This window comes from Yoonia sp. JB2-21 (assembly GCF_055693545.1).
On sequence record NZ_JBVFUC010000001.1, the window covers coordinates 2008545 to 2032010 of the forward strand.

The window sequence follows — 23466 nt, forward strand, 5'->3', positions numbered from 1 at the left end:
GATTGCCAATTCGTGGGAAATTGCCTGATGCAACTGCACCAGAGTAAGGCAAGCTTGTAGCAATTTCAGGTTGTTAAACAATAACACCCGGTCGGTTGACCGGGTGTTATCAGATAGCAGTTCAAATATTGGGCATATGCCGGCAGATTATTCTGCCGCTTCTTCTTTTGTGATCTCTTCGCCAGTTGCCTGATCAACCATTTTCATGGCCAAACGGACCTTACCGCGATCATCAAAGCCAAGCAGCTTGACCCAAACTTCCTGACCTTCTTTCAGAACATCGGAAGGGTGGTTCAGGCGTTTGTTTTCGATCTGGGATACGTGCACCAGACCATCGCGCTTGCCAAAGAAATTCACGAAGGCGCCGAAATCGACAAGCTTCACAACTTTGCCTTTGTAGATCACACCCTCTTCAGGCTCGGCCACGATAGAGTGGATCATGTCGTAGGCCTTTTTGATGGCCTCGGCATCGTTGGACGCCAGCTTGATGATACCTTCGTCGTTGATATCAACCTTGGCACCAGACGTTTCCACGATCTCACGGATAACCTTACCGCCGGATCCGATGACTTCACGGATCTTGTCGGTTGGGATCTGCATCGTTTCGATCTTTGGTGCGTGAACGCTGAATTCATTGGCACCTGTCAGGGCTTTGCCCATCTCGCCAAGAATGTGCAGACGGCCTGCTTTGGCCTGTTCCAGCGCTTTCTTCATGATCTCAGGCGTGATGCCTGCGATCTTGATGTCCATCTGCAAGGATGTGATGCCGTTTTCGGTACCCGCAACCTTAAAGTCCATGTCGCCAAGGTGGTCTTCGTCACCAAGGATGTCAGACAGAATGGCGTATTCGCCGTCATCTTCCATGACCAGGCCCATGGCCACACCGGCAACCGGTGCTTTCAATGGCACACCAGCATCCATCATGGACAAGGACCCACCGCAAACAGACGCCATCGAAGACGAACCGTTTGATTCAGTGATCTCTGACACCAGACGGATGGTGTATGGGAAATCGGTTGCTGCAGGCAGAACCGCCTGCAACGCACGCCATGCCAGCTTACCGTGACCAATCTCACGACGGCCCGGGCCACCCACACGACCAACTTCACCAACCGAATAGGGTGGGAAGTTATAGTGCAGCATGAAGTTGGATTTATACATGCCGGTCAGCGCGTCGATCATCTGCTCGTCGTCGCCAGTACCCAATGTGGTCACAACCAGACCTTGCGTTTCACCACGTGTGAACAGGGCAGACCCGTGTGTACGTGGCAGGATACCAGTCTCGGACACAATCGGACGGATCGTATCAAGCGCACGGCCATCGATACGCTTGCCGTTCTTGACGACATCACCGCGCAGAACCTGGCTTTCCAGCTTCTTGAGGGCGGCACCAAGGTTGCCGTCTTCCTGCTGCTCTTCGGTCAGAGCCTCAACAATCTCGGCTTTGGCGGCGGTCACGGCAGCAGTGCGTTCCTGCTTATCAGTGATCGCGTAGGCGGCACGCATTTTGTCTTCACCGGCGGCTTTCACAGCGGCTGACAGGTCAGAGTAATCCTCTGGCTGGAAGTCAAATGGCTCTTTCGCAGTGTCTTCGGCCAGATCAATGATCAGGTCGATGACCGGCTGGATGCTCTCGTGTGCAAATGTCACCGCACCCAACATCTCATCTTCGGTCAACTCATACGCTTCTGACTCAACCATCATCACGGCGTCTTTGGTGCCGGCAACAACAAGGTCCAGACGCTGCTCTGGGTTCATGCGCAGGTTGTGCATGTCGTCGATTTCAGGGTTCAGGATATATTCGCCATCTTCAAAACCAACACGGCATGCAGCGATTGGGCCACGGAACGGCGCGCCAGAAATAGTCAGCGCGGCAGAGGCTGCGATCATCGCAACCATGTCTGGGTCGTTGACCATGTCATGCGACAGCACAGTACACATCACCAGAACTTCGTTCTTGAAGCCGGGGACGAACAATGGGCGGATGGGACGGTCGATCAGGCGGGATGTCAGCGTCTCTTTTTCAGTAGGACGCGCTTCGCGCTTAAAGAAGCCACCCGGTACTTTACCGGCGGCATAGTATTTTTCTTGGTAGTGGACGGTCAGCGGGAAAAAGTCCTGACCGGGCTTTTGCTTGCGTGCAAAAGTGACGTTGGCCATGACGCTGGTTTCACCCAGAGTTGCAATGACAGAACCGTCTGCTTGGCGGGCAACCTTGCCCGTTTCCAGTGTCAGCGTTTCTTCGCCCCACTGAATTGATTTCTTCACTTCATTAAACATGATGTTTTCCTGTTTGGCCTGTTTGGCCTTTTGCGTAGGGGGCGTATTCCCCCTCATCCCGGTATCTTCTTTGTCAGGCGCTGGAATGCGGGCGCCGGCTCTCAGATTTGCGGGCCATAGCGGGTTTTTTGCTGTTTGGGAAGGGGGTAGGGCCGCGGTGCCAAGCAAGGTGACTTGGTTCCTGCACCACTGAAAAAATGGATCAGCCACGAATTCATGTTTTGCCCTAGGTATCTGAAATTGCTAGAATCGAGAGGCATCAAATGACTTAAGGATCAATTTCTTGGAAACTTCTGGTACGCGAAAGATTTTATGCATCAACCCGCTTGTCATGGTGGTAGACGATTTTTTTGATCAAGGTATCGCACAAAGGATTGCGGCGGCCGGAGAGGCGACATTGCAACGCGCCAATGTTGTTGATCCAGACCAAGGCGGAGAAAAGACAGAAGACTCGCGCTCAAATGACTCTGGTGTGGTCAATCAATGGGCTGACCCTGAAATGACCAGCTTGGTCACGAGAATTGCCAGTCTGGTGTGACTTCCCCCGGAAAACTCTGAAACGACACAGCTTTTGCGGTACCGCGGGCAGCAAAAGTTTGATCCGCATTTTGATGGGTTCGATAAAACGGTCGGGGGGCTTCAGTGTCTGGCCCAAGGCGGGCAACGCCTCTTCACCACGATTTGCTATCTCAACGACGTAGAGTCCGGCGGAGAGACCGAGTTTCCAGAATTAAAGTTGCGGGTTGCGCCAAAGCTTGGTCGTGTCCTGATATTCGGGAACACCAAATTGGGGACTGCCGATATCCATCCGCATTCGCTTCATGGGGGATGTCCTGTGAATGCTGGTGAAAAGCTGGTTCTTTCTGTTTGGTGGAGAGAGCTCGCCTATCATGTCCAGCGTGAATTTCCTTCTGAAGTCGGCGACGTCAGAACTATTCACTAGGCTGTATTGGAAACGAAAACGCCTACCAAAAAGCGGGCGTTTCAAGACTAAGTGACTGCGGCGTCGCGTTAGCGGCGCAGGCCCAGACGCTCAATCAGGCTCTGATAGCGTGCTTCGTCTTTGCTTTTGGTGTAGTCCAAAAGCTTACGGCGCAGCGCAACCATCTTAAGAAGCCCACGGCGACCGTGGTTGTCTTTTTTGTGGGTCTTGAAGTGCTCTGTCAGCGTCGCGATGCGGCTGGACAAGATTGCGACTTGCACCTCGGGGGAACCAGTGTCGCCCTCTTTGGTTGCAAATTCCTTCATGATCCGTGTTTTTTCTTCAGCAGTAATCGACATCGGGGTCTCCTTCATATCAAGGGTTAATGGCGCGATCCGGGATGTCGTCCAGAAAGGCCCGTGGAGGGTCCGTGCAGGGAAAACCCTGCGCAGATGCGCCGCAATAGGGGGATTCTGCGTAAAAGAAAAGGGTTTTGTTAGGCCGCAATCAGGGTGATCTCATCAACGTCCAAATCAGACAGATCAAGGAAGGTTGCAACCACCGTATCATCCGCCATCAAGACAAGACCCTCGTCCGTCTCAATCGTGTGCAGTTCTGGCACGTCGCCCTCATAGGTCAGTTCGATCACATCTTCGGCCGCGTCGAAGTCCTCGACAATCAGATCGTTGTCAGCCAGCAGCGCAAAAGTATCTGCGCCCGTGCCACCGTGCAGATTGTCACCTGCACCGCCCATCAGCACATCGTCATCTGCGCCACCGTTAAGATAGTCGATATCTGCGTCGCCACGGTCGTACAGCACATCATTTCCAGATCCGCCATGCATCGTATCGGCCCCGCTGCCGCCAACCAGTGCATCATCACCCAATGATCCCAGCAGCGCATCATCACCCGCGCCACCCATCAACACATCATTCCCGCCGCCACCGTTCAGCTGATCGTCACCATCGCCACTGGCCAGCACGTCATCCCCGATATGCCCAAACAGCTGATCGTCACCATCCCCGGCATCCAGCACATCATCGCCGCGCCCGCCGTGCAGTATGTCATCGCCCGCACCGCTGGCCAGATGATCGTCGCCATCTTCACCATCCAGATAATCATCCCCCGCGCCTGTCAGCACGATATCATCCAGATCACCGGAAAAGATCACCGTATCCTCATCACTGGGATCAATCAGATCGTCGACAGGTTTGATATCAACACTGGGATCATCATCTTCACGCACATCATTTGCGGGCGCGTCTTCTTCATCCGTGTCCGACATCATGACAGCCGCCACCGCGACCCCCATCAATCCAAAAAGAGCGAGCATTTCACTAACCTGTCACTATCCGAGTCGCCCCCGACCCCGTGACAGATTGAATAGCATGCGAGGCAGCCAAAACGGCGCAAAAACTGAATGAATGGTTAACGCCTAGGCTGCATCCCACAGCACTGGCGACTGCGTATAGCTGATGTACAGAGGGTGTTTGGGATGCCCATGCTTGCTGAGGCCAAGAGAGTACAATGGCTTGCCCGTTTGCCGTAGCAACACCTCTACTTGCGGACCACGATCCAGATGCGCACCATGTGTTCCCCAGGCGGCGATAATCTGATCAGCCCATGCCGCTCCTTCCGTCAGAACCGTATCGTTGGCAGGCCCCACCGGATCAGCCGCTTTGCGCATCTGAAACGGATCGGTATCGCGCCAGGCAAAGATATTGGTGACCTGAAACGCACCAAAGCCCAGCGCCCGCGCACGCCGCTCGCAGCGTTCTACTGTTGGGTCGTTTTGCACTTCGGTCGCCTTGGATGGGTTCAGCATGACAAAAAGCACGCGTTTTCCAGCGTCGTCCCACGTCCGGGTCAGAGCGTAACGATATCGCTCGCAATCCGAATAGACAGCCGTTGAAGGCGCATCATCCTTGATATGCGTCCGCGTGATCACCTAGGCGACGAAAACGCGGGACGGCTGGATTTCACCACCGCGATAGGTCCCAACGGCAATGGCCTTGCCATCATAAGAGGCCCAGACTTCTTCACCGTATTCCACATCCGATGCGATGACAGACGCCGGATTGCCATTGCGCAGCTTGGCCACGCTTTCAGCCAGACAGCGCACCTCTGGCAGATCATTCAAACCCACCTCCAGCGGTTGCAAATAGGCATCCAGATCGGGGGTCTTTGCCATCGCGTCAACCTGTTCCAGCGTTACGCCATCTGTCGCCTGAAACGGCCCCGACCAGATGCGGCGCAGCGATTTGACATGGGCCTTGCAGCCCAGCGCATCGCCCAGATCGCGCGCGATGGACCGGACATAGCCGCCCTTACCGCAGGTCATTTCCAGCACAACATGGTCCACATCGGGGCGGTCGATCAGCAACAGCTCTTCCACCCACAACGGCCGGGCGGCAAGCGCCATTTCCTCACCATCGCGGGCCTTTTTATAGGCACGCTCACCATCCACCTTCACGGCAGAAAACTGCGGCGGCACTTGCATGATGTCGCCAATAAAGACCTCCAAGGCGGCTTTGATCGCACCATCATCCGGGCGCAAATCAGAGGTGGCAATCACCTCGCCCTCGGCGTCATCGGTGTTGGTGGCCTGCCCCAGACGCACGGTGAAAGTATAGGCCTTCAGCGCGTCGGTGATATAGGGCACAGTCTTCGTCGCCTCGCCCAAGGCCACAGCCAGCACACCCGTCGCCTCGGGATCAAGCGTGCCTGCATGGCCGGCTTTCTTGGCATCCATCGCCCAGCGCACTTTGTTCACAACAGCGGTCGAGGTGATGCCAGCAGGTTTATCCACCACCAACCAGCCCGAAATATCGCGGCCCTTGCGTCTGCGTCCCATGCCATTGCCCTTTGTCAGAATGGGCGCTTGCTAGTGGGTCCTATGGCGGGGGTCAATATGGACAACGCGGGGAACATGCAGCAAGCTTAGTCAAAGACGGCGCACCTGTTTCTTCAGACAGAAGGCAAACACATGGCCACAGCTCTCCTTGTCCGAAATCGCAACTTTCGCCTGCTGTTCAGCGCAGGCGCGCTGACGAACCTTGGCGATGGCCTTGTAGTTCTGGCCTTGCCGTGGCTGGCAACATTGATGACGGACAATGCGCTGATGATCGGTGCTGTTGCAGCCGCCGGGCGTTTGCCTTGGCTATTGTTCGCGATCCCGGCTGGCGTGGTGATTGACCGGGTGGACCGGCGCAAACTGATCGCGCGCGCGGACCTTCTGCGCGCCGTGATCGCATTCGCGATCATGTTGCTGGCGATGCAAGACCATGATGCAGGGGCCGTCTGGCTGTTGGCAGGGCTTGCGTTCTTGCTCGGTTCTGCCGAGGTGATCCGCGACAACGCCGCGCAAACGATTTTGCCTTCGATTGTCGCATCAGAGGACCTTGAGAAAGCCAATGGGCAGTTGTGGAGCACCGAACAGCTGACCGGGCAATTTATTGGACCGCCCTTGGCTGGGGTACTGATTGCCTCAAGCATCGCCCTGCCATTCGGCATTCATGCAGCATTCCTGACATTGGCCGCCGGGTTGGTTTGGCTGATCACGCTGCAACCCACGATCACAGTGCAAAGCGGCTTCTGGCAAGCGCTCAAGGAAGGGATCGCCTTCATGCGCGGCGACGCCCTGCTTTTGCGACTAGCAATCGTACTGGGCATCGCAAATTTCATCGCCACGGCCACCATCACCGTGCAGGTGCTGTTCGCGCAGGATGTGCTGCACCTGTCACCCGCGGCCTATGGTCTGGTCCTGTCGGTCGCCGCATTGGGCGCAATATCCGGCAGCCTGTTTGCACCATCGCTGACGCGCATGTTTGGCATTCAGCTGTGCCTTTATGCGTCCATCGCCGGTTGGGGGATTGGCTATGCGGTGATCGGGCTGACATCGCAGGGCATCGTGATGGGCTGCGCGCTATACGGTGTGATGGCAGCGGCGATGCTGTGGAATGTGATCACCGTGTCATGGCGTCAACGTCGCATCCCGTCTGAACTGTTGGGCCGGGTCAACAGCATCTACCGCTTTTTCGGTTGGGGGTCGATGCCGCTGGGTGCTTTGGCAGGTGGCGCACTCGTTGCCGTACTGGAAGATGATTTGGGACGCGAGATGGCGATCCGCATGCCATTCCTGCTCGCGGGTCTGTGCTGTGCGGCCTTGCTTGTCTATGCGGTGTTTCGGCTAAGACTGGACTAGCGTTCTGTCCCGTCAGTCAGAGAGCGTTTTTGCCGCATAGACCAAACAGATGGTACAAGATGATACGGCAGCGGTTGTGTTTGTTGCCGACGCGGCGGCAAAAAAACTAAAATAATTGCGAATAGATCAGACGGTCGGCGCGTAAACCCACTGAGACAGCCGTCTTGCATTTTGAAAACCAGGCTGAACAGCCGCTATTCGAAGGACAGAAAACATGACATTCAAATCAGTACTTGTCGCCGCCGCTATGGTGGTTTCTGCAACGGTCGCAAATGCTGCGGACCACGTCGTCAGCATCAAGGGTTTCGCGTTTGAGCCCGCGGTTCTGACAATTGCCGCAGGTGACAGCGTTACGTTCATCAATGAAGACAACGCACCGCACACCGCCACCGATAAGGCTGGCGCGTTTGATACGGGTCGCTTGTCGGGTGGCCAGCAAAGCACGCTGACATTTGGCAGTGCGGGCAGCTTTGACTATTTTTGTGCCGTTCACCCCAACATGACCGCACAGATCGTGGTGCAGTAAGCACTTCATTTCTTTATCGGAGAGGCGGGTCAGCGCAAGGGATCCGCCTTTTCTTTAGCCACCTTCCAGCACTTCGAGGAAAGCCTCTCCAAACCGCTCGGCATATTTGTCGCCGATCACGCGGGTCAGGTTCTCCATATCGGCCCCACGCAGTTGCGCGACCTTGGCCAGCATCGAGGCAGAGCAGCTCATCGGTTTATCCGCGCCATGCGGGCCGCGATTAAGTGACGCTTGCACTTGCATCAGCCGGTCATAAACCGCGCCCTCACCACGCCCTGCCAGTTTGCGGCGCATTGGATGCACCTCTTCCACAGCCCCAGCGATCACTTCAAGAAAATCACGGCCGTAGTTTTCCAGCTTTTTGGCACCGACACCGCCGATATGGGCCATTTCATCCAGTGTCATGGGCCGCTTCTCGGCCATCTCGATCAGAGTGCGGTCGTTGAAGATGATATAGGCGGGCGCATTGGCCTGTTCCGCCAGATAGCGGCGCTTGGCCTTCAACGCTGACAGCAGCGGCGCATCCTCTTCGCTGACCAACATCCGCACCTTGGGGCCAGAGCCGCGGGCGGCCTTAATCGTGTCCTTACGTAACTCCATCGTGGCCTCGCCACGCAGAATGGGGCGCGCATGTTCGGTCATCCGCAGCGCACCATGCCGTTCGCGATCAGGGCGCAGCAGATCATGCCCCATCATCTGCCGGAAAATTGCCTGCCATTGGCGTTTGTCATAGTCCTTGCCCACGCCGTAAGTGGGCAGGCTATCATGGCCACGTTGCTGGATCTTATCGGTAGAGTTTCCCAACAGGATATCAATCAGATGGCCCGCACCAAACCATTCTTCCGTCCGCAAAGCAGCTGAAAGCGCCATGCGGACCGCAGTAGTGCCGTCAAAAACCTCGGCAGGCTTATCGCACAAATCACAATGCCCGCAGGGGCCGGGGCTTTCGCCGAAATACTCCAGCAGGTTCTGACGACGACAGCGCAGCGCCTCTGCCAGACCCAAAAGCGCGTTTAGCCGCCCGTGATCCGCGGCACGGCGTTCCGGCGGGGCTAGTCCTTCATCAATTTGCTGGCGGCGATAGCGAATGTCATCGGGGCCAAACAGCGTGAGCGTTTCCGCAGGTGCCCCATCCCGGCCCGCGCGGCCGATTTCCTGATAATAGGCCTCAATCGACTTGGGCAGGTCCGCATGGGCGACCCAGCGGATGTCAGGCTTGTCGATGCCCATCCCAAAGGCCACAGTGGCGCAGACGATTAATCCGTCTTCCTGCTGGAAACGACGCTCCACAATGCGTCGATCCTCCGCCTCCATCCCGCCGTGATAGTGGCAAGAGCTGTGACCCGCATCAGCCAGCGCCTTGGCCAGTGTTTCCGTCTTCGCGCGCGTGCCGCAATAGACAATGCCAGACTGGCCTTTACGTGCAGCGGCGAAGTTCAAAATCTGGTTACGCGGGCCATCTTTGACAGCAAAGGCGAGATGGATATTAGGCCGGTCAAAGCCACGCAAGAACGTGGCTGGCTGCTGGCCACCAAACAGCTTTTCAACAATCTCTTCGCGGGTTTCGGCATCGGCGGTCGCCGTGAAAGCCGCCAAAGGCACATCCAAAGTGCGCTTTAGCTCTCCAATGCGCAAATAATCAGGGCGAAAATCATGGCCCCATTGGCTGACGCAATGCGCCTCATCCACAGCAATCAGGCCAATACCCGCCCGGCGGAGCATGTTCATCGTCCCGCCAGAGGCGAGGCGCTCGGGCGCCATATAAAGCAGCTTCAGCGTACCTGCGTCCAAGGCTTCCCAAACAGCATCGGTTTCTTCAGGGGTATTGCCAGAGGTCAGGGCACCCGCGTCAACCCCCGCTTCGCGCAGGCCGCGGACCTGATCACGCATGAGCGCGATCAGGGGGGAAATCACAACGGTCACGCCATTGCGGACCAATGCAGGCAATTGAAAACAAAGGGATTTACCGCCGCCGGTGGGCATGATCGCCAGGGCATTTTCACCCGCGATGACCGCCTCGACAATCTCTTGCTGCCCGGGCCGAAAGGCATCAAAGCCGAAAACGTCACTCAGAAGCGATGTGGTGGACAATAGAAGACCCTGTTCATGCGATTATTGGCTGCTCTTGAGCGTCACAATCCCACGCTAAGAATCGGTTAACAAGAGGTGAGCGTGCGGCAAAATGCAAAAGGCCGACACCCATGACAGGTGCCGGCCCCAGGAACAGGAAGGGGACACCTTCCTGCAATGGTGGGTCATTAGTTGATGTCGAAGTCACGCTCAGCAACGGTCTGGCCGTCAACTTTCAGCACAGCAAGGACGTCCATTGTTGGACGGATACCGACGTTTACTTTGACGTCTGTGTTTGCACCAGCGTTGACCATTTCAGTGCCGAGCAAGCGGCCAGCTTCGCCTTTGGAGAAGTCGTAGATTTCTACAACGCCAGCGCCTTCAGCGCGGACCAGGCCCAGTTCCAATGTGGAGGAGCTTTCGAGGTTTTCGCCAAACTCGAAGTAGTTGTCAGCAGATACGGCTGTTGAAGTTGCGGCCACAGTTGCGGCGATCAGTGCGATTGATTTGATAGACATGGTTTTGTTCCTTTAAGTTTGTGTATTTGCAGCGAGAGTACTGCGATTTGGTTTTTGGGGTGGGGCAGCGCCACAGGGAGATGACGCTGCCCCGAGGGGGTTAGTCGATGATGTCGAAGTCGCGCTCAGCAACGGTCTGGCCGTCGATTTTCAGCAGTGCGATCACGTCTTGTGTTGGACGGATACCGACGTTCACTTTGACGTCTGTGTTTGCACCAGCGTTGACCATTTCAGTGCCGAGCAAGCGGCCAGCTTCGCCTTTGGAGAAGTCGTAGATTTCTACAACGCCAGCGCCTTCGGCGCGGACCAGGCCAAGCTCAAGAGTTGACGAGCTTTCGATGTTCTCTGCGAATTCAAAGTAGCTGTCAGCAGATACGGCTGTTGAAGTTGCGGCTACGGTAGCGGCGATCAGTGCGATTGATTTGATAGACATGGTTAAGTTCCTTTGTGTTTGTGTTTTGCGGTGTTCCTGGTCCGCGGTTGGTTTGTTTGAGCAGCGGTGTGCTGCGTTTCGATGAGATGAAGATTGGGCATTCGAGGGCATTCGAAAAGGTCGGGGGTGATCACGAAAACGGTGATCGATGTGAACAGGTTTGGTGCTTGACATGAGAATGAATGCACTAGACGGGCATTTTTGTGCATTTACGCACACATAACGACCCCGATCTGTGCGTCAGTTGCCGTTGGGTTAACCAAATTTGGATCAAAGTTTTTTCAACTGTTCACAGATTTCAATTCGGCGCATTTCTGTGAGGGGCGATTATTTCTTTGTTCTCGCGGGCGCGTGACTGATGTGACATGAAATTTGCCTCTGAGCGGGTTTCGCATGGCAACATCTTGCTTCCGAATCTGCTATTTTGAGTCGTTGCCAACCTGTCTTGCACGCCGTACTTCTGTTCTTTCAGGAGGAAATTGATGGGCGAGATCATTTTAGTCCGGCACGGTCAGGCGAATTCCGGTGCAACGGATGAAGAAAGCTATGATCGTCTGTCTGATTTAGGTCATCAGCAAGCAAAATGGCTTGGTGACTACCTGCGCAGCCGCGAAAAGCCGTTCGACAAGATCATTTCCGGCAGCTTGCGCCGCCACAAAGAGACTGCCGCAGGTATTGGATACGATTCCCCACAGATTGATCCGCGTCTGAATGAGATGGATTACTTCAATCTGGGCCAGGCGCTGGAAGATGTGCACGGTGTGCCCTTTCCCGGTCCTGAAGAATTCGCCGCCCATGTCCCGCAGGTCATGGAAGCATGGCACAAGGCCGAGATTATGGGCGTCGAAACCTTTGCTTCTTTCGAAAATCGCGTGACGTCGGTTTTACAAGAGGCGGCGAAACCGGGTGCCCGCGTGCTTTGCGTCACCTCGGGCGGGGTGATTGGCATGATCATCCGTCATTTGCTGAACCTTGATCCCACGCGGATGGCGCATGTGCTGCTGCCGATTATGAATAGTTCGGTGCATCGGGTCCATGTGATCCCGCAGGGACCGATCCTCGCAAGCTTTAATGCGGTACCCCATTTGGACCGTGATGACCGCCTGTATGCGCATACTCACTACTAAAGGATCTTCAGGATGTTGAAACTGCACTATGCCCCGCGCACGATTTCCGTCGCCGCTGCCGTTGTTCTGGAAGAGGCGGGTGTTCCCTACGATCCTGTCCGCGTGGATTTCGCCAGCTTTGAGCAGACAAAATACGATTATCGCCAGATTAACCCCAAAGGTCGGGTGCCCGCGCTTGAAACCCCGGATGGCATTTTGACGGAAACACCGGCGATCCTTGAATATGTGGCACCGCAGATGGTGCCCGAGGACGCCTATTCGGCAGCAAAGATGCGCGAGCTGATGGCATATCTGAATGGCACGATGCATCCCCATCACGCGCATGGCATTCGGGGCGAGCGTTGGGCAGATGAAGAAAGCTCTTTCGCTGATATGAAGCGCAAGGTGCCAGAGCGGATGGCGGATTGTGCGGCACATCTGGAAAGCACGCTGCCATTGATCCCGTTCAACGTCGGCACATTAGAGGTTTTGTCTGACGCCTACCTATATGTCGTTCTGACGTGGTTGCCCGGTGATGGCGTGGATATCTCGCACTTCCCCGGCCTTGCCGCGTTTCAGCACCAGATGAATACGCATTCCTCGGTGCAGGCGGTTTATCAAAAGGGCATGCTGTGATGACCCACCTCTGGGTGCGGTCGGAAAGCCGTTCACATGAAGAACGGGTTGGCGTGACGCCGCAGGGTGCGGCCAAGCTGATTGTGGCTGGATATCGTGTGACCGTTGAGGACAGCGCGCAGCGCATTCTGCCTATCGCGGAATATGCCGCCGCCGGATGTGAGATTGCGCCAGAATTTTCATGGGTCGACGCGCCGGATGAGGCGATCATCTTTGGCCTAAAGGAACTGCCAGAGGACGGCACGCCCTTGCGGCATCGCCACATCATGTTCGGGCATGCCTACAAAGGACAGCCATCCGGCAAGACTCTGTTGGATCGGTTTAAGGTCGGCGGCGGGACACTTTATGATCTGGAATATTTGACTGATGCAGATGGTCGCCGTGTCGCCGCCTTTGGCTATTGGGCGGGATATGCGGGGGCGGCTGTGTCGTTGATGTGCTGGATCGCGCAGCAAGGCGGGAAACTCGTGGCACCGGTTAAGGCATATCCCAGCGCGAACCATATGCTGATGGACCTGCAGGAGACATTGATGGCAATTGGTACGGTCCGACCGACCGCCCTTATTATCGGCGCATTGGGACGGGTTGGCACCGGGGCTGCCGATCTTTGTCAGGCGATGGGTGTCGCCACAACAAAGTGGGACATGACCGAGACCGCATCAGGCGGCCCGTTCCCAGAGGTTCTGGCCCACGACATATTCCTCAACTGCATTCTGGCGCGCCCGGGCACGCCGGTGTTTGTACCGACACGTGCAAAGGCCGGGCCCCGGGATCTATCAGTGATTGGCGATATTGCCTGCGACCCGGACAGTGATTTTTCTCCCATCAAGGTCTACGACCGGACCACAACATGGGACGTGCCCGCCCTAAGGGTCCACGACGCACCGGTGCTGGATGTAACCGCAATCGACAACCTGCCATCCATGCTGCCTGTGGAAAGCAGCGAAGATTTTGCCGAACAGCTTTTGCCGCATCTTATGACGCTGAAGGACATTGACGACGGCGTCTGGGGTCGCGCGCAAGGTTGGTTTGATCGGGCGACCACCTGATGGGGTATATGGTCGACGGTGTGTATCACGTTGGTGAGGATGTCACCAAAACCCTGCCAAGCGGAGAATGGGAACGAAGCCGCAGTTCTGTCCGGCACTGGATCGGCAAAGGTGACTTCCCCGCAGAGGCGGGACGCTACCATCTGTTTGTTGCATGGAACTGTCCCTGGGCGCATCGGGCGTTGCTGACACGCGCGATCAAAGGGCTGGATGACATCACCGTTTCCTACGCCCGTCCCACTCGGAATGATCAAGGCTGGGTGTTTGACGACGCAGGTGAATTTGCTGATCCGCTGCTGGGTGTGCGTGCCGTGCATGAGGTCTATAGCGCCGACCCCATGCGCTATACGGGGCGGCTGACGGTGCCAGTGCTGTGGGATAAAGTGCAAGCGCGGATGGTCAGCAATGAAAGCGCCGATATCGTACGCATGTTGAATGCGGCCTTCAGTGGGCCCGACCTCTATCCCGCAGTGTTGAGCGCCGACATAGATGATTGGAATAAGTTGATCTATGACACTGTGAACAACGGTGTTTACCGGGCAGGGTTCGCATCCACACAAGCGGCTTATGAGATCGCAGCGTATCAGGTCTTTGCAACGCTTGACAGGATCGACGCGCATCTTGGCAAGCGTGCTTTTCTCTGTGGTGATCAGTTCACCGAAGCAGACCTGCGGCTGTTCCCAACGCTGGCGCGGTTTGACGTGGCCTATCACTACGCATTTCGATGCAACCTGCGAAAGATCTCGGACTATGCACATCTGTGGCCCTATGCCAAACGCATCTATGCGATGGCGGGGATCGCCGAGACGGTACGGTTTGATATCTACAAACGCGGTTACTTCAGCGCGAGCGAGAAACGAAATCCACTGGGGATCATCCCCATCGGACCTATCTTTGACTGGTCATAACGATATTCAGGCAGGGCGATAAAGATCATCTTCTGCTTGTGACGGATCGACACCAAGCGCAGACATGCCGGCCTCCAAGTGATCAGCAAGATGAGGAGAACCTTTGAGATAATCTGCGGTCGGCGTTGTCGCCTCGCGTGTCGCCGTGTCCAGTGCATCTGCGATGTCTTCGGGCTCAAAGCTGCCGCGGCCAATCCAAAACACCGCAACGAGCCCGACTTTCTCATCTTCGGCGAGCTGATCTACAAAACCGTCAAACTCATTCTCGGCGCGATCCAGTTCACGCGCGATGATGATAACTTCTGCGATTTTGTCTGCTGAAATTGGTAACATGTCGCGTCCTCCGTTGGTGTAAGCATGGAGGACAATAGCACAGCGCACCTTGATCTCGCGCAAGGTGCGGGGATTAAGCAGGTATCACTTCTTGTCGCGGGCGGCTTTTTCTTCTTTGGTCAGCTTGTTGCCCCACTGATTATTGCTCAGCCCAAGCTCAGCATTTGGGGGTTTGGTTTTGCCAACACTGACCTTGCCGCCTTTATTCAGAAACTCCTGAATAAGCGCATCATCCGTGGTTTCTTTGGGGACATGTTTCATATGGACAGCGTAGTCTAGGCTGCATTCTGAGGCAACGGCCGCTTTGGTGTGTCGCACAGGGTCCTGCGCGCTTAGTGTATTGTGCATGTCGACGGCAACGACGATGCTGCAAAGATGGTCACCGAAATTGAATTTTCTTTCGCGGCACTGAACCCGTCAGCGCGACGGCACATTCGGATATTTCAAATACACCAGTTCCTAGATCGGTTTGCGATGGGACTGACAGTTGCCGTTGTTGCTCTCGCTTTGACGGACCGTGGCATGGACCTTTTTCAAATGTCGCTTCTGTTTGCCGTCTATTCGCTTACGACGATGACGATGGAACTGCCATTTGGTGGTCTCGCAGACAGCATTGGCCGCAAGCCGGTCTTTTTGGCAGCGGTCGTCGCGAGCTTGATTTCGCTCGCGCTGTTCCTTTCCACGAGTGAATTCTATGTGCTGGCGCTTTCATTTGCTTTCATCGGCTTTGGGCGCGCGCTCCGATCCGGGACTCTTGACGCGTGGTTCGTTGAAACCTTCAAGTCCGCAGCACCAAATGTGGACGTCCAGCCCGCACTGGCCAAAGCGCAATGGGCGAACGCCATAGGGTTGGCCATGGGTGCCGTCCTTGGGGGGCTTCTGCCTGACCTCTTCGGGGGGTTGCGATCAGCCTGGGGTTCAGCATCTATGACGCGTCCTACGTGGCAAGCTTTGCTGTGATGTTAGGCTTATTTGTTTTCACTACGGTGGCGATTATCGAAGAACCGCGCCCCAAGGACGTCACCGCTCTGCTACACAGCTTTGCGAATGTCCCAACGGTGATCAGGGACGCGAGCCTTTTAGCCCTGAAGCACCCCACGCTGTCGATCCTTCTGGCGGCGTTGGCCTTCGTTCTGATGGGCACAAACCCGGTCGAGGTGATCTGGCCGACCCACGCAAAACCCATGTTGGATGAGGGCTACGCAAACACTGTCATTGGTATCGTGACGGCGACCTATTTCTTCTCGATCGCCTTGGGCGCATCATTATCTGCCCACATCAGCCGAATGTTCAAGCGACAGCACGCCATAACGTTGGCCGCGAGTTTTGCGTGCTTGGCCATCATTCAGATCGCACTGGCGTTGCAAGGCAGTATCACCGGCTTTGTGATGGTATTCGTCCTGTATTCTGTAATGCTTGGTGTCAGCGAAACGCCAGCCAGCAGCATTCTGCATCGTTGTGTCGAGGATCGTCAGCGATCCACCGTGCTGTCCCTGCGATCGCTGCTACAACAGTTGGGGGCCGCATTGGGTCTGATTTTGGCCGGAACGATCGCCGAGATTTACGCCACACCTATCGCATGGATTGTTGGTGCGGGGCTTCTTTCCATTGCGGTGATACTGACCTTGGTTTTGGTGAGCCGGTTGGCCGCAAAGGTGGAGTAACTAACACTCTTTTGCCGTGAAGTATCAGTCAAATCAGGTGCGTAAACCAGATATTGGCTCCCAATCCCTACTTCGCCCCGAACAGCCGATAGTACATCCAGTCAGGCATAAATTGCGACAGGCGGAAGACCCACGAGAACATCAGCGGAAAGCTTTTCTTGAAAGTGTCGGTGTTCATATGTTCGAATACTTCTTTCGCAGCATCCTCGGGCGACATGATGAACGGCATGTTGAAGTCATTCTTTTCTGTCAGGCGCGTTTTGATGAAACCGGGATTGATCAGTTGTACCTCGATGGGGGACGTGCGCAGGTCTGCTTGCATGGATTCCGCGAGTGACATCATGCCCGCTTTGGACGAGCAATACCCAATCGCACCGGGCAATCCCCGGAAGCCTGACAATGATCCGACAAGCACGATGTGACCGGCATTCTTTGCGACCATATCCTTGATCACCGATCCGACGACGCGGGACGCCCCTAGAAAGTTGACCTCGCCCATCATGTCGGCTTTTTCGTTGTCCCACTCTTGCGCTTTCATCGGCCAGTAGACGCCAGCAAGATAGACGACGCCATCAATATCGCCGATCTGGGATGCGGCGGCCTCGACCGCGCTGCGGTCGGCGACATCTACGGCGACATAAGACGCTTTGCCGGGCAGTTCAGCGACCAGTTCCTTTAGACGATCCTCTGATCTGGCAGATACTATCACCTCGGCTCCTGCGCGGGACAGGCTGAAGGCCACTTCTCGGCCCAGCCCCTCGCTTGCGCCAACAAGCCAATAGCGTTTTCCTTGCCAGTCTTTCACACCTATTCTCCTGCGTAGGATTTGTCTTTCGGGCGCATCGTTGCAACCAATTCCGCCACTTTAATCCCGAACTTGCGGAACTGACTACGGTTCATGATGGTCCCGTTGGACATCAGGTACATCCAGTCAGTGACATCCAGCGCGTGGCCACCCGCCTCTTCGGTAAGCTTAATGCGGTAGTTCAGCAAGACTGCCGATCCGCGTTGTTGGCCTGTTCCGGCACCGACAACATCAGGTGCCTCGGCTTTGATCTTACCATCGTTGCCCAGTGTCAGTGTCCAGACACGGTCCTGAACCTGACCGCTGTCATAGTGAAACTTTTCCACCATCGTCCCGACGTTGCCGTTCCACGACGCTTCGAAATTTGCCACGAAACGGGATGACACTCTGCCAGTCGGGCCATAAATGACCCCCTCGCACTCGATCGGTCCGTTGAACCGTTCGCGGATGTCAAAGATGGGCCCATCGGCATAGTCATCCGATTTTTGCGCCCAGAAAGAAACGTAGCGCTCTTTCAGAAAAACAGCGATGGCCATCAAAATGGCGCCGATCAGAATGTAGGTCATAAACGACATCGTTTAGTCCTCAAGTTTCGTTACCATCAGCAACCCGATGGCAAGCAGTTTCAAAAGTGACGGCACGAGCGCGTAGAGCACCGTCAGCATCGTGATGGCTTGGGCGGGCAAATCCGTTGCACCGGCCTGAAAGCCCGATCGTTCAAGTAGCGGCAGAAGCACCACCGCGGCGAAGGCAAGCGTGAACTTGTTCACCAAATTCCAAAGGCCAAATCCCTGTCCGCCATTTGGCGAGATGGCGGCCATACGTTTCGCGAACATCGCAGGCAGCAAAGTAAGGTCTGCCCCGATAGTCGCTCCACTTAATACGCACACAATCGCAAAAGGGATCACATCGCCGGGTGACAAAGTCAGCGTGTAAGCAAATGACGCAACGGCAAGGATCATGGCGCAAAGCAAAACGGGCTTGGGTCCAAAGCGCCGCGCGAGGGCCGACCAGATCGGTGAAGATATTGCTGCGGCCAAGAAAAACAGCACTAATAAAGGGCCTTCCCAGCCTACAGCCCCCAGTTTGCTTTCCACATAGAATAGGAACAACGTCGATGAGACGGCCAGCGGCGTCGCGTTCACCAGTGCCAAGACCAGCAGCTTCCGCGCTGTATTGTCGCGGATGATTTCTTTGATCTGGGATGGTTCCTGGTTCACGCGGCCTTTCCATTCTGGCCACATGAAGAACGCTGCCATCATTGTGAGTGCTGCAAACCCGTACGCGAAGGCGGCGAAGGGGCTGGCGACCACACCGATCAGCACGGTGGGGATCACAGCGGCGATGCAGACGCCCAACAGCGCACCGCTTTCGCGCCAAGCGGCCAGACGCACATGCCCTTGCGGGTCCTCGCCTGCTTTGCTGACCCCTTGCGCGTAGAAATTGATGGTCAGAAAGCTGAAAGCGGTGAACAGCCCGGTGACCGTGATGCCGAACCACCACAACGGGTCGATCGGCGGCGCGACAGCAAACAGTCCGATCATCGACAGCGCCATAACGACTGCTGTCAGGGTGATGATCAACTTCTTCGAATTGGTCAGCCGTTCGCTGATCCACCCCAACACAGGGTCCTGGATCATGTCGAAAAGCCGCATCGCGAACAGCAAACCGCCTAAGGCCGCGAGGCTGACGCCGAACGTGTCAGCATAATATTTGGGTGCATAGATATAAATCGGCAGGCCAGCGCCGGATAACACGGCCGCAAAGACCGAGTATGCGGGTAACCGCTCTGACAGGGCTTTCATCTGCTGACCTCTTCCGCGGGCGGCTCGGGTTGCGACCGGAAGGTCGCGCCCTTCCACCAAAGTTTGATGGCTTGCCAATGGATCAGCGTCAAAACGCGCCGAGACCCGAAAGGCCTGCGAAGGGCCGCCTTGATGATGGATGCATTTGTGATCGGTTTGCGTGGGCCGGTCAGTGTGGCGATCAACCCGCCGTTGCCACGCGAATAGTCGATCCAGATGCCAATGCTGTCGGGCTGGATATCAAAGCGGAAGGTATAGCCACCCTCAACAGGTTGGAACGGTGACACATGCATTAGCTTTTGCGCTGAAAGGGTTTCATCTTTGGTGATGTCACGCCCGTCGTCATGGCGGCAAAGATAGGAATGGCGGTCTCCGAAAGTATTCGTGACCTCTGCAATGACCGTTGTCAGCGCATCCTTGGCATCATAGCAAAGCCAAAATGATACCGGGTTAAAGACGTGACCCAAAACCCGCGGTTGCGCCAAAAGCTCAATGCGTTTGGCATCGGTGACATCATAGGCTGCTAAGACATCACGCACCCACGCCGCGCCGGTGCCTTGTTTGGGTGCGCCCCCATGGTCGCTGTCTTGCAGCGACATCAGGTTTCCTGCGTTGCGTGAAAACAACGCAGGTGTCTTGGGCTCTGCCTCGGCGTCCGTCAGGACATAGTCTATGGAATAGCGAAAAGCGTTCTTCGTCGCTCCACGCCGCCCATGATAGGTTTCTGCTGCGATATGATGAACGTGTTGGGTCACTCTGCCGCGATATCGAGACGTTCAAGCGCGTTCAAAGAATGGACCACGTCCAATGCGCTCGATAGCCCATCTTCGTGAAAGCCGTTCTTCATCCATGCGCCACAGAACCAAGTGCGGTTCGATCCATTCATCGCGGCTGCGGCTTCTTGGGCTGCAATCGCCTCAAGATCATAGACTGGATGGCGCAAGGTTACCTCGTCCCAGATCAGGTCGTCCCGGATTGGGCGATTGCTGTTGAGGGTCACCATCATGTCTTCGCCCTTCAGCCACGGCTGTAGCGAATTCATCCAATAGGTTAGGTTAATCTCTTTGTCCGTGCGCTGGGCATCTTCTGAGTAGATCCAGGATGACCAAACCTGACGCCGCTTTGGCATGATCGAAGTATCGGAGTGCAGCACGACCTTGTTTGGCTGATACCGGACGGCACCCAATACTGATTTTTCAACAGCAGTCGCGTCCGATAGCATGCGGAGCGTGTCATCCGAGTGGGTCGCAAAAACGACCTCGTCAAAGCTTTCCCATCCAGCGCCGTGGGTTTTGACATCGGCACCAGCGCCAGTGCGACGTACCGCGTCAATCGGTGCGCCCAGTCGAATGTCGACCCCGCGTTGCATCATGTCCGCTCCGAGGCGGGTGACATACTCGCGCGATCCCCCGTCGACCGTATACCATTGATGCTGCCCGGTCGCACTGAGAAGCGCATGGTTGTCAAAGAACCGCATCATCGCATAGGCGGGGAAGTCAAGAATTTTTTCTTTCGGGGTCGACCAGATCGCGCCGGAAAATGGCAGCAAGTAGTGATCGCGGAAATAGTCGCTGAGGTTTAGCTTTTTCAGAAGCTGCCCGATCGTGAGCGTCTCGTCTTGGCTGGCCTCAAGACCCTTGGCGTTGAATTTCAGAATATCGCGGACCATGCGCAAAAACTTGGGACTGGCGATATTGCTGCGCTGGGCAAAGAGCGCATTCATGCTGGCCAGACCGTATTCCATCCGTCCGCCGCTGAAAGACGCCCCAAAACTCATGTTGCTTTTGGTGACAGGCACATCGAGGTGGTCGAAGAGCTTGGTTAGGTTTGGATAGTTTGCATAGTTGAAAACGATGAAGCCAGTATCAACAGCCTGATCCCGGTTTTTACCAGCCATCCGCGTGCGGGCATGCCCGCCCAATCGTGTCTCAGCCTCGAACAGCACCACGCGGTGGTCTTTTGCCAGCGCGTGCGCTGCCCCCATTCCTGAAATCCCAGCACCAATTACCGCAATTTTTCTGGGCGCAGTTGTCCCGGTCTCGAATGGCATGTCAGGGAGGCTCCAACTTCTTTTCTTTTTTGTCTGCTTCTTGTTACGGAGGGGTAACTTGTATGGATCAAAAGAAAAATGGCATGTGAAATGATCCAAACCATTAACATGTGCGTAACATCTATATGTTGACGGAACCAAACGCCCTCACAAAAGCGGATGCGCTGCCGCCTACGGTTGCCTATGGTGACATGAAAACGCAGCAAGTGCGTAGAAAGAGGACGACGCAGGTGAATTCCGAAGCAACAGCAAAGCGCATGGCTTGGGTCGTTCAAGTCTATGCCGTGCGGGATCACAAGGACCGCAAGGCCTTTGCGGAGTTGTTTGGATACTTCGCCCCGCGGGTGAAGTCTTTTTTGATGAAATCGGGGGCCAGCCCGGATCTGGCAGAAGAATGTGCACAGGAGGTCATGGCGACCCTTTGGAACAAGGCCCATATGTTTGATCCAACGAAGGCGAGTGTATCCACGTGGATTTTTACAATCGCTCGAAACCGCAAGATCGACATTCTGCGAAAACAGCGCAGGCCTGAACCAGAAGACCTGCCATGGGGACCGGAAGCCGAACCTGATCAGGTCGAGGCGATGGGTCTACAACAAGAAACGGAACAACTCGGGCAGGCCTTGGCCACATTGCCGTCCGAGCAAAGACAACTGATCGAGCGCGCCTACTTTGGCGAGCTAAGCCATAGTCAAATTGCCGCAGAGACGGGATTGCCACTGGGTACGATCAAATCGCGGATTAGGTTGGCGTTAGACAGACTGCGCCACGCAATGAAATGATGAATGATATGAAACAGATTAAACACCATCTGACCGAGCCACTCTTGATGGGATATGCCGCCGGTACGCTGCCAGAGGCGTTCAACCTCGTTGTGGCCACGCACATTACCATGTGCGATACCTGTCGCGCGGCACTGGCCGAGTACGAGGTTGTGGGTGGCGAGGTCATGTTGGACGCCGATCCGATTGATGTGGCAGAAGACGCGCTTGCCGCAACGATGGCGATGATCGAAAACGGGACGTTTGCAGAGACATCAGCACCTGTCCGCAACCAATCGAGTGTATTTCCGGGTCCATTGCAGGACTACATCAGTGGTGACATTGATAGCTTGAAATGGCGCAAAGTCGGCGGCGGCGTTAGTCAGCTCGTTTTGCAAACGTCAAAAGACGCGAGCGTACGGCTTTTGCGCATCCCAGCCGGAACGGCTGTTCCTGACCATGGTCATCGGGGGACCGAGTTGACGCTGGTACTTCAAGGTGCATTTACCGACGAAGAAGATCGGTTTGGCGCGGGTGATGTAGAGGTCGCGAACGAAGATTTGCACCATACACCGGTCGCAGAAGAGGGTATGGACTGCATTTGTCTCGCTGCGACGGATGCGCCTCTACGCTTCAATGGTTTGGTCCCACGCATTGCGCAGAGATTTATAGGAATTTAGTCGAAATTCCCTCGACCACACTGGATGCCCCGGCGAAAACTGGGGCATTTTTTTGTTAGCCGTCGTAGCCCAAACCGCGCATCAACTGTTTATGCATGACCGGTGTGGGCGATCCGTCTTCATTCCAATAGGGCCCTGGTTCCGTCATTTGGTCTTCCAGACACTTGCGATGTGGGTAGTTTTCACAAGTTCCGCCCTCTGGATCGTCATAGGCGAACAGTAGGCCGTCACGTTCCGTGACTACGCCGTAGCAGATGTAGCAATGTCCGATGAAATCCTTTGGCAGTTTTTCCTTTTTGGGTTTCTTTGCGGGCGCCTCAAATGGCTTGGTTTCGTCAAGCCGCGCGCACAACGCATCAAGCGAGGCTTGCCATGCGTCGTTCTCCCCGGATTCCTGCCAAAGTTCGGCGAGTTCTGAATTGCTGCGAATATGGGTGACTAACCCCATAGCCGTCTGCAGAAGCGCAGGCGTGACATCATCTGCGCGCAACCTCACGATCTCTGGCAGGTCCTCAGCCGCACGGCCAGTCGTCGCTGCCAGTATTTCACAGGCTGCTAGGGCGATGCAGGCATCATCTGCATCCAGATCAGGAGCAAACATGCTGTCATTTTCAATGACTGTACGGACATCGGCGAAGGCTTTGACTGCTGCAGCAAAATCCAATGCTGTGTCATTGCCAAATTGACCTACGTCCCATGCACCCATGATACTTCTT

General features: G+C 55.6%; 28 protein-coding genes. 12 read left to right on the top strand and 16 right to left on the bottom strand.

What is annotated here, in order from left to right; genetic code table 11:
• Window positions 1-147: 147 nt before the first annotated feature.
• Window positions 148-2280, bottom strand: coding sequence for a polyribonucleotide nucleotidyltransferase (gene pnp, locus ACZ1G5_RS10000; protein WP_472732695.1), 2133 nt, complete (start codon window positions 2278-2280; stop codon window positions 148-150).
• A gap of 283 nt (window positions 2281-2563) precedes the next feature.
• Here pnp and ACZ1G5_RS10005 point away from each other — a divergent pair, with 283 nt between their 5' ends.
• Window positions 2564-2818 carry a hypothetical protein gene (locus ACZ1G5_RS10005; RefSeq protein WP_472732696.1) on the top strand — a complete coding sequence of 85 codons (255 nt, stop codon included), beginning with the start codon at window positions 2564-2566 and terminating at the stop codon, window positions 2816-2818.
• Between the two features lie 33 nt (window positions 2819-2851).
• Window positions 2852-3223: a prolyl hydroxylase family protein gene (locus ACZ1G5_RS10010; RefSeq protein WP_472732697.1), complete on the top strand. Its 372-nt coding sequence runs from the start codon at window positions 2852-2854 to the stop codon at window positions 3221-3223.
• 68 nt (window positions 3224-3291) lie between these two features.
• On the opposite strand, the gene rpsO is transcribed toward ACZ1G5_RS10010, so the two are convergent.
• From rpsO to truB, 4 genes are all read right to left on the bottom strand, one after another.
• Window positions 3292-3561 (bottom strand): 30S ribosomal protein S15, encoded by a 270-nt coding sequence (rpsO, locus tag ACZ1G5_RS10015; protein ID WP_019955803.1) that lies wholly within the window; start codon window positions 3559-3561, stop codon window positions 3292-3294.
• Between the two features lie 137 nt (window positions 3562-3698).
• Window positions 3699-4535: a calcium-binding protein gene (locus ACZ1G5_RS10020; RefSeq protein ID WP_472732698.1), complete on the bottom strand. Its 837-nt coding sequence runs from the start codon at window positions 4533-4535 to the stop codon at window positions 3699-3701.
• 102 nt (window positions 4536-4637) lie between these two features.
• Window positions 4638-5150: a DUF1643 domain-containing protein gene (locus ACZ1G5_RS10025; RefSeq protein WP_472732699.1), complete on the bottom strand. Its 513-nt coding sequence runs from the start codon at window positions 5148-5150 to the stop codon at window positions 4638-4640.
• Window positions 5151-6056, bottom strand: coding sequence for a tRNA pseudouridine(55) synthase TruB (gene truB / locus ACZ1G5_RS10030; RefSeq protein WP_472732700.1), 906 nt, complete (start codon window positions 6054-6056; stop codon window positions 5151-5153). It lies immediately after the preceding gene.
• A gap of 132 nt (window positions 6057-6188) precedes the next feature.
• On the opposite strand from truB, the gene ACZ1G5_RS10035 reads away from it, so the two are divergent.
• Window positions 6189-7406 (top strand): MFS transporter, encoded by a 1218-nt coding sequence (locus tag ACZ1G5_RS10035; protein ID WP_472732701.1) that lies wholly within the window; start codon window positions 6189-6191, stop codon window positions 7404-7406.
• A 214-nt stretch (window positions 7407-7620) separates the two neighbouring features.
• Window positions 7621-7932: a cupredoxin domain-containing protein gene (locus tag ACZ1G5_RS10040; RefSeq protein ID WP_472732702.1), complete on the top strand. Its 312-nt coding sequence runs from the start codon at window positions 7621-7623 to the stop codon at window positions 7930-7932.
• 54 nt (window positions 7933-7986) lie between these two features.
• Here the strand turns inward: ACZ1G5_RS10040 and recQ are convergent, their stop codons facing one another.
• The 3 genes from recQ to ACZ1G5_RS10055 form a co-directional block, all read right to left on the bottom strand.
• Window positions 7987-10023 (bottom strand): DNA helicase RecQ, encoded by a 2037-nt coding sequence (recQ, locus tag ACZ1G5_RS10045; RefSeq protein WP_472732703.1) that lies wholly within the window; start codon window positions 10021-10023, stop codon window positions 7987-7989.
• A 167-nt stretch (window positions 10024-10190) separates the two neighbouring features.
• Window positions 10191-10520, bottom strand: coding sequence for a hypothetical protein (locus tag ACZ1G5_RS10050; RefSeq protein ID WP_472732704.1), 330 nt, complete (start codon window positions 10518-10520; stop codon window positions 10191-10193).
• 100 nt (window positions 10521-10620) lie between these two features.
• A complete protein-coding gene (locus tag ACZ1G5_RS10055) occupies window positions 10621-10953 on the bottom strand; it encodes a hypothetical protein (RefSeq protein ID WP_472732705.1) in 333 nt (110 codons plus the stop codon).
• A gap of 482 nt (window positions 10954-11435) precedes the next feature.
• Here ACZ1G5_RS10055 and ACZ1G5_RS10060 point away from each other — a divergent pair, with 482 nt between their 5' ends.
• From ACZ1G5_RS10060 to ACZ1G5_RS10075, 4 genes are read left to right on the top strand one after another with little or no spacing between them, the layout of a single operon-like run.
• Complete coding sequence (locus ACZ1G5_RS10060; protein ID WP_472732706.1) at window positions 11436-12080, top strand: histidine phosphatase family protein; 645 nt, start codon at window positions 11436-11438, stop codon at window positions 12078-12080.
• Window positions 12081-12092: 12 nt separating this feature from the next.
• Window positions 12093-12695 (top strand): glutathione S-transferase family protein, encoded by a 603-nt coding sequence (locus ACZ1G5_RS10065; RefSeq protein WP_472732707.1) that lies wholly within the window; start codon window positions 12093-12095, stop codon window positions 12693-12695.
• Window positions 12695-13744 carry a saccharopine dehydrogenase gene (locus ACZ1G5_RS10070; RefSeq protein ID WP_472732708.1) on the top strand — a complete coding sequence of 350 codons (1050 nt, stop codon included), beginning with the start codon at window positions 12695-12697 and terminating at the stop codon, window positions 13742-13744. Before ACZ1G5_RS10065 ends, ACZ1G5_RS10070 begins: the two co-directional genes overlap by 1 nt.
• The gene (locus ACZ1G5_RS10075) at window positions 13744-14652 is read left to right on the top strand and encodes a glutathione S-transferase family protein (RefSeq protein ID WP_472732709.1); all 909 of its coding nucleotides are present in this window, start codon (window positions 13744-13746) and stop codon (window positions 14650-14652) included. Before ACZ1G5_RS10070 ends, ACZ1G5_RS10075 begins: the two co-directional genes overlap by 1 nt.
• A gap of 6 nt (window positions 14653-14658) precedes the next feature.
• On the opposite strand, the gene ACZ1G5_RS10080 is transcribed toward ACZ1G5_RS10075, so the two are convergent.
• Together ACZ1G5_RS10080 and ACZ1G5_RS10085 are read right to left on the bottom strand one after the other, a co-directional pair.
• The gene (locus ACZ1G5_RS10080) at window positions 14659-14985 is read right to left on the bottom strand and encodes a DUF3775 domain-containing protein (protein WP_472732710.1); all 327 of its coding nucleotides are present in this window, start codon (window positions 14983-14985) and stop codon (window positions 14659-14661) included.
• 84 nt (window positions 14986-15069) lie between these two features.
• Window positions 15070-15333, bottom strand: coding sequence for a hypothetical protein (locus tag ACZ1G5_RS10085; RefSeq protein WP_472734381.1), 264 nt, complete (start codon window positions 15331-15333; stop codon window positions 15070-15072).
• A gap of 126 nt (window positions 15334-15459) precedes the next feature.
• On the opposite strand from ACZ1G5_RS10085, the gene ACZ1G5_RS10090 reads away from it, so the two are divergent.
• Both ACZ1G5_RS10090 and ACZ1G5_RS10095 read left to right on the top strand, forming a co-directional pair.
• Window positions 15460-15945: an MFS transporter gene (locus ACZ1G5_RS10090; RefSeq protein ID WP_472732711.1), complete on the top strand. Its 486-nt coding sequence runs from the start codon at window positions 15460-15462 to the stop codon at window positions 15943-15945.
• Entirely contained in the window at window positions 15945-16649 is a 705-nt protein-coding gene (locus ACZ1G5_RS10095) for an MFS transporter (RefSeq protein ID WP_472732712.1), read from the top strand. The genes ACZ1G5_RS10090 and ACZ1G5_RS10095 overlap by 1 nt, the downstream gene beginning before the upstream one ends.
• 67 nt (window positions 16650-16716) lie before the next feature.
• On the opposite strand, the gene ACZ1G5_RS10100 is transcribed toward ACZ1G5_RS10095, so the two are convergent.
• The 5 genes from ACZ1G5_RS10100 to ACZ1G5_RS10120 are packed head-to-tail and all read right to left on the bottom strand — an operon-like array spanning window position 16717 to window position 21309.
• Window positions 16717-17454 (bottom strand): SDR family NAD(P)-dependent oxidoreductase, encoded by a 738-nt coding sequence (locus ACZ1G5_RS10100; RefSeq protein WP_472732713.1) that lies wholly within the window; start codon window positions 17452-17454, stop codon window positions 16717-16719.
• 2 nt (window positions 17455-17456) lie between these two features.
• A complete protein-coding gene (locus ACZ1G5_RS10105) occupies window positions 17457-18029 on the bottom strand; it encodes a DUF3833 family protein (RefSeq protein WP_472732714.1) in 573 nt (190 codons plus the stop codon).
• 3 nt (window positions 18030-18032) lie between these two features.
• Window positions 18033-19259 (bottom strand): MFS transporter, encoded by a 1227-nt coding sequence (locus ACZ1G5_RS10110; protein WP_472732715.1) that lies wholly within the window; start codon window positions 19257-19259, stop codon window positions 18033-18035.
• Window positions 19256-20014 (bottom strand): DUF1365 domain-containing protein, encoded by a 759-nt coding sequence (locus ACZ1G5_RS10115; RefSeq protein WP_472732716.1) that lies wholly within the window; start codon window positions 20012-20014, stop codon window positions 19256-19258. The genes ACZ1G5_RS10110 and ACZ1G5_RS10115 overlap by 4 nt, the downstream gene beginning before the upstream one ends.
• Complete coding sequence (locus tag ACZ1G5_RS10120) at window positions 20011-21309, bottom strand: NAD(P)/FAD-dependent oxidoreductase (RefSeq protein ID WP_472732717.1); 1299 nt, start codon at window positions 21307-21309, stop codon at window positions 20011-20013. The genes ACZ1G5_RS10115 and ACZ1G5_RS10120 overlap by 4 nt, the downstream gene beginning before the upstream one ends.
• A 257-nt stretch (window positions 21310-21566) precedes the next feature.
• On the opposite strand from ACZ1G5_RS10120, the gene ACZ1G5_RS10125 reads away from it, so the two are divergent.
• Both ACZ1G5_RS10125 and ACZ1G5_RS10130 read left to right on the top strand, forming a co-directional pair.
• Complete coding sequence (locus tag ACZ1G5_RS10125) at window positions 21567-22091, top strand: sigma-70 family RNA polymerase sigma factor (RefSeq protein WP_472734316.1); 525 nt, start codon at window positions 21567-21569, stop codon at window positions 22089-22091.
• 8 nt (window positions 22092-22099) lie between these two features.
• A complete protein-coding gene (locus tag ACZ1G5_RS10130; RefSeq protein ID WP_472732718.1) occupies window positions 22100-22750 on the top strand; it encodes a ChrR family anti-sigma-E factor in 651 nt (216 codons plus the stop codon).
• A gap of 55 nt (window positions 22751-22805) precedes the next feature.
• On the opposite strand, the gene ACZ1G5_RS10135 is transcribed toward ACZ1G5_RS10130, so the two are convergent.
• On the bottom strand, window positions 22806-23456 hold the full coding sequence (locus ACZ1G5_RS10135) for a DUF4259 domain-containing protein (protein ID WP_472732719.1): 651 nt from the start codon (window positions 23454-23456) through the stop codon (window positions 22806-22808).
• Window positions 23457-23466: the final 10 nt, after the last annotated feature.